Source organism: Sphingorhabdus sp., from assembly GCF_023910635.1.
GTDB lineage: Bacteria > Pseudomonadota > Alphaproteobacteria > Sphingomonadales > Sphingomonadaceae > Sphingorhabdus_B.
Map to the genome: position 1 here is coordinate 187,440 of NZ_JAAVVZ010000002.1, position 11,079 is coordinate 198,518.

At 53.4% G+C, this 11,079-nt stretch carries 7 protein-coding genes; 3 read left to right on the top strand and 4 right to left on the bottom strand.

Annotation, left to right across the window (positions count from 1 at the left end):
* Positions 1 to 25: 25 nt before the first annotated feature.
* The 4 genes from HEQ34_RS01330 to HEQ34_RS01345 all read right to left on the bottom strand — a co-directional run bounded on the left by HEQ34_RS01330 (position 26) and on the right by HEQ34_RS01345 (position 7,692).
* Positions 26 to 1,651, bottom strand: coding sequence for an alpha-amylase family glycosyl hydrolase (locus HEQ34_RS01330; protein WP_296196335.1), 1,626 nt, complete (start codon positions 1,649 to 1,651; stop codon positions 26 to 28).
* Positions 1,648 to 3,354, bottom strand: coding sequence for an alpha-amylase family glycosyl hydrolase (locus tag HEQ34_RS01335; protein WP_296196338.1), 1,707 nt, complete (start codon positions 3,352 to 3,354; stop codon positions 1,648 to 1,650). Before HEQ34_RS01335 ends, HEQ34_RS01330 begins: the two co-directional genes overlap by 4 nt.
* Positions 3,351 to 4,877 carry a tryptophan halogenase family protein gene (locus tag HEQ34_RS01340; RefSeq protein WP_296196340.1) on the bottom strand — a complete coding sequence of 509 codons (1,527 nt, stop codon included), beginning with the start codon at positions 4,875 to 4,877 and terminating at the stop codon, positions 3,351 to 3,353. The genes HEQ34_RS01335 and HEQ34_RS01340 overlap by 4 nt, the downstream gene beginning before the upstream one ends.
* 70 nt (positions 4,878 to 4,947) lie before the next feature.
* Entirely contained in the window at positions 4,948 to 7,692 is a 2,745-nt protein-coding gene (locus tag HEQ34_RS01345; protein ID WP_296196343.1) for a TonB-dependent receptor, read from the bottom strand.
* A 298-nt stretch (positions 7,693 to 7,990) separates the two neighbouring features.
* Between HEQ34_RS01345 and HEQ34_RS01350 the strand changes: the two genes are divergently transcribed.
* The 3 genes from HEQ34_RS01350 to HEQ34_RS14435 all read left to right on the top strand — a co-directional run bounded on the left by HEQ34_RS01350 (position 7,991) and on the right by HEQ34_RS14435 (position 11,012).
* Positions 7,991 to 9,016, top strand: a complete 1,026-nt coding sequence (locus HEQ34_RS01350) for a LacI family DNA-binding transcriptional regulator (protein ID WP_296196347.1) — start codon at positions 7,991 to 7,993, stop codon at positions 9,014 to 9,016.
* A gap of 111 nt (positions 9,017 to 9,127) precedes the next feature.
* Positions 9,128 to 10,618 carry an MFS transporter gene (locus HEQ34_RS01355; protein WP_296196350.1) on the top strand — a complete coding sequence of 497 codons (1,491 nt, stop codon included), beginning with the start codon at positions 9,128 to 9,130 and terminating at the stop codon, positions 10,616 to 10,618.
* Positions 10,619 to 10,865: 247 nt separating this feature from the next.
* Positions 10,866 to 11,012, top strand: a complete 147-nt coding sequence (locus HEQ34_RS14435) for a DUF427 domain-containing protein (protein ID WP_366934830.1) — start codon at positions 10,866 to 10,868, stop codon at positions 11,010 to 11,012.
* Positions 11,013 to 11,079: the final 67 nt, after the last annotated feature.

An 11,079-nucleotide genomic window follows, 5' to 3' on the forward strand; every position in this document is an offset into this window, starting at 1 on the left:
CGCATTTGAGAGATGTCGTTACTTGTCATGCGATTTTCTCCAAAATCTTCGCGCCAAAGGCAGGCAGTCCTGACGGTGTTGTCTCATTCACAGCAGCTATCACGCGCCAGCGATCTGGCTGTGCTGGCTGCCACGCAATGTCTTTGCGGCCCATGTTAAACGCGCAGATAAGGTGCTGCTGCGGACTGCGCCGTTCGAACACAAGCAAGTCACCAAGGGCTTCAACGATTTCGAGGTCGCCAATTTGCAGAGCGTCGTTAGCGGAGCGTGTCGCCAATAACTTTCTTGTCAATGCCAGCATCGATTGTGGGTCGGCTTCTTCCACATCTACCGACATGGCGCGGTGATCCACACCCAAAGGCAACCATGGCTCGACACTGCTAAAGCCGCATTGCGCTGCATCGGCCATCCACGGCATGGGCGTACGCGTACCGTCACGGCTTAACGTCAACGGCCAATTGGCAATTGCCTCCGGATCCTGAAGCTTTTCAAAGGGTATGTCGACTTGCGTGAGGCCAAGTTCTTCGCCCTGCCAAAGGATTACATTGCCGCGCAGCGAGATAAACAACATCATTGCCATCGCGGCATAAGCGGTCCGAGAATCCTCGGGTGCCCAGCGGCTAATCCAGCGTGGGGCATCATGGTTAGAGAACGCCCAGCTTGGCCAACCGATGCCCTCTTGATCCGGCCATGCTTCCAATGCTTCGCGCACGAGTGCTGGGGTCAGACTTTCGGCGTAAAGGAAGTTGAAGCCGTATGCGCTGTCGAAATGGCGATTGTCTGCGGTAAAGGCCTTCATTTCCCGATCAGGTTGGTCGCCACCAACCTCAGCGACTGAAAAACGGCCGGGATATTTGTCCATCAGGGCCCGCATCCGTGCAATGAAACCCGGGATGTCAGGGTGGGATTGGTTGTGGATTTTTAGTTGGAAATCAAACGGTCGAGTGCGTACGCCATTGCCAAGTGGTGCAGGTGGATTGTCCTTGAGGTCCGGGTCATGCATGGCGAAGTTGATGGCGTCGACGCGGAAACCATCGACCCCGCGATCAAGCCAGAATTGTGCAACACCCAACATCGCGTCCTGCACTTTCGGATTGTGCATGTTCATTTGCGGCTGGCTGCTCAAAAAATTGTGCATGTAATATTGGCAGCGCCTTGCGTCCCATGTCCATGCAGGCCCGCCGAAAACAGATTGCCAATTATTAGGCGGTGATCCATCGACTTTTGGATCAGCCCAAACATACCAATCTGCCTTGTCATTTTCGCGACTTGACCGGCTTTCGGAAAACCAGCGATGCTGATCCGACGTATGCGAATAGACTTGGTCGATCAGAATACGCAGACCCAATTCATGCGCCTTTGCAATCAAATCGTCAAAGTCGGAGAGGCACCCGAAGATTGGGTCAACGCCGCAATAATCAGCAACATCGTAACCGAAATCCTTCATCGGCGACGTGAAAAATGGCGAGAGCCAAACCGCATCGACGCCAAGTGAAGCAATGTAATCCAGCTTGGATGTTATGCCCGGCAAGTCGCCGATGCCATCGCCGTTAGAGTCGCAGAAACTGCGCGGATAGACCTGATATATGGTAGCGCCCCGCCACCATGGTCTATCGACTGTTACTGCAGGTAAAGGGCGTATCTCGCTCATTGGACTTTACATACCATATAACCAAATGCGGGAAGTGAAATCGCCACGGAACCCGGCAGACGCGGTGCGCTCGGGCAGGGGCCACGCAGTGGCGTCAGTTGAGTTGCAGTCTTGGCGATCTCAACATTGGCGGTCAGCGGCGTGTTGGAGGTGTTGAAGACTACCAAAAGGTCATCACCCGTTGCTGCATCAATGCGGGACACCGCAAACAGCCCAGGCTTTTCGCTATAATTCCGCACAACCTGGTCACCCCGGCGAAGTGCGACCTGTTCGCTGCGAAGCTTGGAGAGGTCGGCAATCGCGGCGTATATCGGATGTGTGACGTCGAAGTTACTTTGCGCCGTCGTGGCCTTGGTGCCGACAAGAATATTGTCATTATACACTGCAACCTTCGACGGGAACATATCCTCGCGCGCATCCTGATCATTGCCATCACCGGCAAAACCCTGTTCATCGCCGGAGTAAATCGTGGGCACGCCCCGCAACGTCATCAGCATCGCATGGCCCAGCAATACGCGCCGCAATATATCGGCATCATCGGCGTTGGGATGGGCAACGCGCATTTCACGCGCGAAGCGCCCGAAATCATGATTGCCCAGGAAGGTAGGAAGTTGCTTGGCGGTTGCCTTGCCGCCTTCATATAAATCGTCGCCTTCAAACATGGTTGCAAGCAATTCAGTACCCGCGCGGCCCGATACCGTTTCAATCGCAACCCTGCGGAAAACGAAGTCCAACACGGTGGGCAACTTGCCTACCCTTGTATGGAGTGCCTGCGCCTGAATGTCCAAACCATCTGATGCAACCTCACCAAAGATATGGAAGTTCGGTATGCCCTTGGCCTTTGCATGCGCCATGATGGCTGGGGCAAAAACAGCCCAGAATTCCGGGTTAACATGCCGTGCGGTATCAATGCGATAGCCATCGATACCGAATTTGTCGATCCAGCCCTTGTATACGTCGATAAACCCTTCAACCACCCGGGGGTTTTCAGTTGCAAAGTCGTCGAGCCCGACAAAATCACCCATAATCGAATTTTCGCCGCGAAAGGTCGTGTTGCCGCGGTTGTGGTAATATTGGACGTCATTCATCCATGCGGGCACTTTGACCCGTTCTTCGCCTTTTGGAATGACTGGCGTGTATGCGCGATCCGGATAATCGGCGCGGCTGCGATATGCGCAGGCGCTCTTGGGGCATTCCGCATATTGAATGACGTCTGCACTGTGGTTGGTAATGATGTCCATATAGACTTTCATCCCCCGACTATGCGCGGCATCAACGAACGCCTTAAATTCGTCGTCGGTGCCGAAATGCGGATCGACAGTCGTGAAATCTGTCACCCAATAGCCATGATAGCCTGAAGACTCTTCCCCTTTGCCACCTTGCACCGGCTTGTTTTTGAACACGGGCGCAAACCAAATTGCGGTTGCACCCATGCCCTGAATATAATCCAGCCGCTTGATAAGCCCTGCAATGTCGCCGCCGTGATAAAAGCCTTTATGCGTGGGATCAAAGCCATGTTTGAATTTATCACCCTTGATGCCCGCGGTGTCATTGCGGACATCGCCATTTTCAAATCGGTCTGGTAGCACAAAGTAAATGACTTCATCTTCGGGAAGGCGGTCGCGATAGGTTTGCGCCAATAATGGCGACGCGGCGGTCATCGCGAAAAGGCTCGCGGCGAGACAGAGCGACTTTACTTTCATGACATGGCTCTCCGTTTTTCTTGGGGAGGTGCAGCGCAATGCACCGCGATATATTGTTGGTGCAGGGGCATTTGGTCCGCGACATGGCGCGCGTGCTGCGCCGCGATACTCAAGAATTCCTGCAACTGTTCGGCGCTCAGGAGATCGGCAAGCGGACTATATCCTTTGGGCTGTAGCCCTTGCCCTAGCATGACCTGAAGCCAACCAAGCTCTGTAAAAAGTTCCTCGTTGAACCGCATTATCCGGCCATTACTGAGAAATAGGTCCATTTTTTCGGCCAGACTTTCGGGTATATCCATGTCCCGGCATCGCTTCCAAAATGCGCCGGGGCGGTTGGTGGCCTTGTAATGGAGGATGATGAAATCACGGATTGAATGAAACTCGAAATCCATCCGCTTGTTGAATGCGTCGATATCAGGTTGCAGGAAACCCGCCGATGGAAAGAACTCAAGCAGCTTGGCAATACCGGTTTGGATCAAGTGAATGCTCGTTGATTCCAGTGGTTCCAGAAACCCGCTTGCAAGGCCAAGTGCGACGCAGTTTTTCTTCCAAATGTGCCGCCGCTTGCCGGTAACAAACCGAAGCTGTCGGGGTTCGGCTAGAGGTGCTCCATCCAATGTTGATAGCAGCATGTCCTGTGCATCGGCATCGCTGATGAAATCGCTGCAATACACATATCCGTTACCCGTGCGGTGTTGCAACGGGATGCGCCATTGCCAACCGGCGTTGCGCGCAGTCGAACGGGTATATGGGGTCAAGGGATCAACCGATGCGCAAGGCACCGCAATCGCCCGGTTGCACGGGAGAAAATTCGACCAGTCTTCATATCCGCTCTCAAGAGTTTCTTCGATGAGCAGGCCGCGAAAACCGGAGCAGTCAATGAACAGGTCTCCTTCAACGATTTGACCCGAGGCCAGCGTGACGCTTTCGATATGTCCGTTGGTTGCGTTGACGGTTACGTCATTTATGCGACCTTCAATTCGTTTGACGCCGCGTTCTTCGGCATATTTGCGCAAGAACTTAGCATACAGGTCCGCGTCGAAATGATAGGCATAGGCAACGCCGCTGGGCAGGCTACCCGGTTTGTCATTGGGTCGCGCGAAATGGTTCTGGTTTGCTGCCCGCGCGCTGGGTGCATAATCCCACAATGACGACATGCCTCCTTCATGGCGATGGCGCAGCCAATATTGGTGGAATGGTAACAGGCCAAGGGGGCGACCAATAGCGCCAAATGCGTGCAGATAATGATGGCCGGGTTCACGCCAGTCCGCGAATTCGATGCCGAGCTTGAACGAGCCTTGTGTGGCACGAACGAATTCATTTTCGTCGATGCCGAGGCTTTGGTTGAACAATTGAATGGCTGGGATGGTGGCTTCGCCCACGCCGATGGTACCAATCTCTTCGGATTCGACTAAAGTGATGGCGTAGGATGGACCTAAAAAGCGCGCAAATGCAGACGCGGCCATCCATCCAGCGGTCCCACCTCCTGCAATCACGATCCGTTTAAGAGATCTCTCCATCATCCCCACTCACGACAAAAAAGCCCCCGCTACGTCAGGTAATCCTTCCGTGGCGGGGGCCTTCGTTAGTTCATTAGAACTTATAGTTGAAGCCAGCGAGGAAGCGACGACCGTAAATCTGGTAATCAATGACCTGATTACGGTTTGCGCCGACCGATGCAAAGCGTTCGTCGGTCAGGTTCTGACCCTGCAGATAGAGCGAGAGACCTTGAAGCGAGCTGCCTTCCTGGAAGTCGTAACCGATTTGGCCATCCACAATCATTTCGGCAAGCGCGGTACGACGCGTGGGTGAACCACCAAAGCCAGTGAAGTCTCCCAAGAAGGTCGAACGGTACCGAACCGAACCACGTGCGTTGAAGCCCCATTTTTCGAAATAGGCGGTCGCGTTGGCAACCCACTTCGAATAGCCAGGGATGGTCGTAACATTGCCACCTGCGTCACGGACCTTCGACTTCGTGTAGCCCACGCCGCCCGTGATTCCGAAACCATCAAGCGCGGTCGAAAACGTGCTGAACGGTACGGTCGCAGCCAGTTCACCACCATAGAGCTTGCCACCGCCGGTATTGATTGGCGCGTCAAGCGTTCCGATGGTTGGCAGGTTCGGATATCCCGATGCGCCTGTTGGCGCGGGGAAGCCAGAATAATCAAAAGGAATTCTGCCACCAAAAATGAACGACTTAATGTCCTTATAAAACAACTGCGCAGAGATTAGGCCGGCGTTTCCGAAATACTTTTCGAAGTTAAGATCGAAGGCATTTGCGCGATATGGACGCAAGAACGGGTTGCCGCCACCGCCGCGGATAAGGCCGCGCGGAACCGACGTATCAATGCCATAACCGATGGAAACCTTAAGGTCATCAAGCCGTGGGCGCTGAATCTGGCGTGACGCAGCAAAACGAATGACGTAGTCGCTTTCGAAGCGCATCGAAAGGTTGAGGCTTGGCAAAACGTCCCAGAAATTGTCGCCCAAGGTAATTGACCGAGGGCCGCTTGGCGGGAAGATGAAGCCACGACTGTTTTGCTCTGTGTTGATGACCTGAACGCCGACATTGCCGGTCAACGTTTTATTACCCATTTCCTGCTCGATGTCCGCCTGCACATAGGCGGTCATCAAATCTTCTGATACCGAGTAAGTTTTCGACAAAACATCATTGGCCGCATTCGGGCCAGTGGCTACCCGCTTTTCCAAGACCAGCGCGCCGCCGGCGAGCAGGTCGCGTGTATCATAGCTGACAATTGGTCCCAAACCGAGATACGACAAATTCGTTGACCGGAGCAGATTCTGCGCAGGAATTGTTGCTTGCAAGGCAGTGCCCGGCAACCGCACGAATGCCTCGTCCGGCGTCAAAGATTTTGCACGATCGGTGTAATTGAAACCAAATTTGACTGCCGAGAAGAAGCCGTCCAACTCCTTTTCAACGCCAACGCGATATTGCTTCAGCTCATCTTCCACGATGCGGTTGTTGTAATAACCCGCTTGCGGAACTGTTCCGCCGCCCCAGCCCAATGGGTCTGTGAGGCGAATGACAGCTGGGTTGCTGTAGTCGATATTCGGGCTGAAAACGGTCCCGGTTGGGCCAGATTTGAATCCGATTGTTGCTGCGGCACCATTGCCGGTGTCGTCACCATTGAAACCGGTGCCGGCATAACTCTCGATGCTTAGCTCGTTACGGTCGGTGCGCGAATAGCCGATGTCGATAAATGCCGTCCAGCCATCGTCGCCGGTATATTCAGCGTTATAGCCAAACGAGTACAGGTCAGCCTTGCGCTGATAGATGTCGTTGCGGACAACGCCGCGCACATTGGTGAACGTACCCGCCGTTACAAATCCGTCGCTTGCTGTGGCGGTTGCTTGGTTGAAAGCCGTGCCGAATGCACCAAAGCCCAAGGGCAGTTCGATGCCGCGTTTTGACTGGTCGTCGTTAAAGTTTGAATAGAACGCGTCCAAGGTCATGCGAACCGTGTCCGAAGCCTGATATTGCAGCGTGCCGTTGAGACCCAGACGCTTCAGTTGCGTGGAAGTGACATAGGATTTCGAACCACCGATAACGGCAGGCGATGCGGTCGTGCCAGATCCTGCATAACCCCAGGCGTTGAATTCCTGAAGTTGGTAAGGCTCGTCGACATAGGATGCCGACAGGGCGATGCCGATTGTGTCATCTGCGAACTTATCAATGAAGGTTCCGTTTGCGCGATAGCCATATTTTTTCGAACCGGCATTCAGCGCACCCAAATCAGCATAAGTGCCACGCGCTCCAACCGCCAGAACGGACTTGCCATAATCGAGTGGGCGAACCGTACGGATATCAATGGTGCCAACAAGGCCTTGACCAACCAGCGAGGCTGTTGGCGACTTGTAGACAACAACCTGGCTGACGATTTCAGATGGATATTGGTCGTACTCAACCGCGCGGTTATCGCCAGTTGACGTCTGCTCACGGCCATTGAGGGTCGTTTGCGAGAAATCAGGACCAAAACCGCGGATGGAGATGTTGTTCGAACGGCCATTGAGGCGCTGCGACGTTACACCGGGAAGGCGCGCAATGGATTCACCAATCGACGCATCAGGCAGCTTGCCGATATCTTCAGCCGAAACTGACTCAACGATCTGGTCATTGTTTTTCTTTTCATTGACTGCGTTTTCAAGGCTGGCACGGAAACCAGTGACCACAATCGCATCTTCTTCGCTTTCCGCTGAGCTCGCGTCCTGTGCAAATGCAGGCGCGGCAAATACAGCAACCATTGCAGCGCCAAGTGCAAGGCGGCTGGTACCCTGCGCACATCGGCGCGTCGAATTAAACTGGAACTTGGCCATCATTCACTCCCCTAAATGGCTCCATCCAATTTACGCGGACGGTAACCGGCTTCGTTGAAGCATCCATGCGAACAAGCGCTGGATGCATTTATGATGTTGCCAAAATGCGCCTCGCCTTTTGAATTGACCAGAAATCCACATACGTATTCAAAATATGTATTGTTTATTGTGACGAATTGGCAACAGCCGGTGCCGTGCCGTCCCCCTCAAACCCGCCCTCGCCTAATATTTTTGGTGTTGTTGCGCTGTTTGCTCTTTCCTTATACGTTGTAAGTAGGAGCTGGAAAGGCGCGGAACGGCGATGGCAGTCAAAGCCACATCATTTGATATTGCGCAGCTTGCTGGCGTGTCGCAGCCGACGGTATCGCGTGCACTGCGCGGTAACTCAAACGTATCAGAGCAAACGCGGCTGCGGATTGAAGCAATTGCAAAGCAGCTCAATTACAAGGTCGACAAAAACGCCTCCAATTTGCGTCTGCAAGAGACAAGGACGCTGGCTTTGTTGTTCTTTGAAGAGCGTTCGCCGGACGATACCCGTATCAACCCATTTTTCTTGTCTATGCTTGGGTCTCTTACCCGAACCTGCGCGCAGCGTGGATATGATCTGCTAATCTCATTCCAGCAACTGTCGGCTAATTGGCATGTCGATTATGAAGACAGCCGCAAGGCGGACGGTATAATCTTACTCGGTTACGGCGATTACGAACTCTACCGCGCCAAACTTGAGCAACTCGTTGAACAAGGGACCCGTTTCGTCCGTTGGGGCTTCGCGCAAGAGGGACAGCCGGGCACGACAATCGGCTGTGATAACTTCCGTGGCGGCATTGATGCTGCACGGCATCTGTTACAGCATGGTCGGCGCCATATCGCCTTTCTCGGCGATGCCAGCAGCCATTATCCGGAGTTTCAGGATCGCTATCGCGGCTCTTGCGAAGCTCAAGGTGGAGAAGGCATCATTGCGAACCCAAAATTGCAGGTCGATGCCCTAAACGCTCAAGACGATGGTTATGAGGCCGCGATGCGGTTGATTGAAAGCGGGGAGAAATTCGACGCCATATTTGCGGCAAGCGACACAATAGCCATTGGCGCCATGCGCGCCTTACGGGAGCGTGGGCTTGATATACCTTCTGACGTCGCGATTATCGGGTTTGACGACATTCCAGCAGCTAGCCTAACGCATCCACCATTGACCACGATCCAACAGGATTATCGCCTCGCCGGCGAAATATTGGTTGACGGTGTGCTTAAGCAAATCCGTAACGAACAGGTGCCCACTGCGGTGCTGCCCGCGAAGTTGATCGTGCGCAAGTCGTGCGGGTCACAGTGAACGATTCAACTCCTTATACGTATGCGTAAGTTGCAAATCCCGCGCTGAGCATTGCGAGGGCGTCTATATTCTGCCAGCCTAAGCGCATAAAAATATGTTCGGGAGAGGGTGATGGAAAAGCCGCGTCAGGGCTTTTGGGGGCTGTGGAACATCAGCTTTGGATTCTTCGGAATTCAAATCGGCTTCGCGTTGCAGAATGCAAACATGTCGCGAATATTCCAGTCCTTGGGCGAGAGCCTCGATAACTTGACTGTCTTATGGATTGCCGCGCCGCTAACCGGGCTCTTGGTGCAGCCTATTATCGGCCATATGAGCGATAGGACATGGTTGGGGAAGCTGGGCCGAAGACGTCCCTATTTCTTGGCGGGATCAATCATGGCGTCTTTGGCGCTATTTATTATGCCGCTGTCTCCCGCTTTGTGGGTAGCTGCAGTTATGTTGTGGATCTTGGATGCGGCAATTAACGTATCAATGGAGCCATTTCGTGCATTTGTGGGCGATATGCTGCGCAAGGATCAGCATACCGTGGGCTATTCGCTGCAAACGGCATTCATCGGCGCAGGCGCCGTCGTAGGTTCGATTTTTCCTTGGGCGCTTGATCAATTTGGGGTTGCCAACGAAGTTGTGGGTGGCGGCATCCCCGACACCGTCAAATATAGCTTCTGGTTCGGCGGCCTTGTTTATCTGCTATCTGTATTGTGGACCGTTTTCACGACCCAAGAATATAGTCCAGACCAATTGCGTGCGTTCGATACCGATGGCCATGAAGACGCGCAGTCAACCGTCCGCGCACTTGCGGCCCGTTCACAGACAAGTGCATTTGTTTGGATTGGCGCAGGGTTATTGGTCGCAGCTCTTGTCGAACTGTCTGGCCTTGAAAAAGAAATGTTCCTGCTTGCGGCTTTATTGGCAACTTATGGCTTAGCCAGCATCATCGCTATTCAGCTTGCGAAGAGTGGCCGTGGCAACAATATGTTGAGCGACATTGTCGGGGATTTTTCCGGCATGCCTGACATCATGAAAAAGCTCGCGCTGACGCAGTTTTTTTCCTGGTCGGCTTTATTCATCATGTGGATATACACCACCCCAGTCGTTGCCCAATATGCGTTTGGTTCAAATGACCCAAATTCTGCTGCTTATAATGAGGGTGGAAACTGGGTTGGGATATTGTTCGCGGTGTATAATGGCGTGGCCGCTTTGGCAGCCTTGTTCCTGTTGCCAACTATGGCGCAGCGTTTTGGTAAAGTGCGTACGCATATGATCTGCTTGCTTGCAGGTTCCGCTGGTTTTGCGGCATTCTTGTTCATCCGCGAACCGCAAATCCTCCTGTTCGCCGAAATCGGCATCGGCATCGCGTGGGCCTCAATTCTCGCGATGCCTTATGCCATTCTTGCGTCGAGCCTGCCGCAGCAGAAACTCGGCATATATATGGGATTGTTCAACGTATTCATCGTCGTGCCACAGCTTTTGGTGGCGACAGCCATGGGAACAGTGCTGAAGCATTTTTTCCCAACAGAACCCATCTGGACTATGGCGTTTGCCGCAATTGTTATGGCACTGGCGGCGCTGGCGATGTTGCGTATCAAGGAAACACCGAACTAATTTCTGGGAATCAAATATGCCATAAGGCTTCAAAAATAGGAGAGAGTGGATAGCATTGGCACCCGGCGCACCTGCGTCAGCAGACTTGATTTATAACGGTTTTGCACCGGTCACTTGAGAGTTAAACACTCATACAAGGAGACCGAAGAGATGATGAGGCATATGGAAGATTTCAAGCAAGAGGCCGTCCGGATTGCGCTGACCAGTGGCTTGTAGTGACCGGCGCAAAGCCGTTACGCACAACGCCATGCGTGCGCTCGACACCCGCCATTCACCGACCTCCTATTTTCCGCAAGTCGACGTGCCGATGTCAGCACTTCGTCCGACAGACGGCGCAAGTTTCTGCGCGTGGAAAGGGCACGCCCGATATTTAGATGTCATTGTTGTTGGGTAGGTTTTGACACAGGTTGCTTGGCCTGCGTGACAGCGGACTGCGTAAAATATCTGCCGGGTAATTTTTC

Coding starts and splice junctions, on each gene's coding strand:
- HEQ34_RS01330 (WP_296196335.1), bottom strand. CDS start 1,651: ATGAGCGAGATACGCCCTTTACCTGCAGTAACAGTCGATAGACCATGG.
- HEQ34_RS01335 (WP_296196338.1), bottom strand. CDS start 3,354: ATGAAAGTAAAGTCGCTCTGTCTCGCCGCGAGCCTTTTCGCGATGACC.
- HEQ34_RS01340 (WP_296196340.1), bottom strand. CDS start 4,877: ATGATGGAGAGATCTCTTAAACGGATCGTGATTGCAGGAGGTGGGACC.
- HEQ34_RS01345 (WP_296196343.1), bottom strand. CDS start 7,692: ATGATGGCCAAGTTCCAGTTTAATTCGACGCGCCGATGTGCGCAGGGT.
- HEQ34_RS01350 (WP_296196347.1), top strand. CDS start 7,991: ATGGCAGTCAAAGCCACATCATTTGATATTGCGCAGCTTGCTGGCGTG.
- HEQ34_RS01355 (WP_296196350.1), top strand. CDS start 9,128: ATGGAAAAGCCGCGTCAGGGCTTTTGGGGGCTGTGGAACATCAGCTTT.
- HEQ34_RS14435 (WP_366934830.1), top strand. CDS start 10,866: ATGCGTGCGCTCGACACCCGCCATTCACCGACCTCCTATTTTCCGCAA.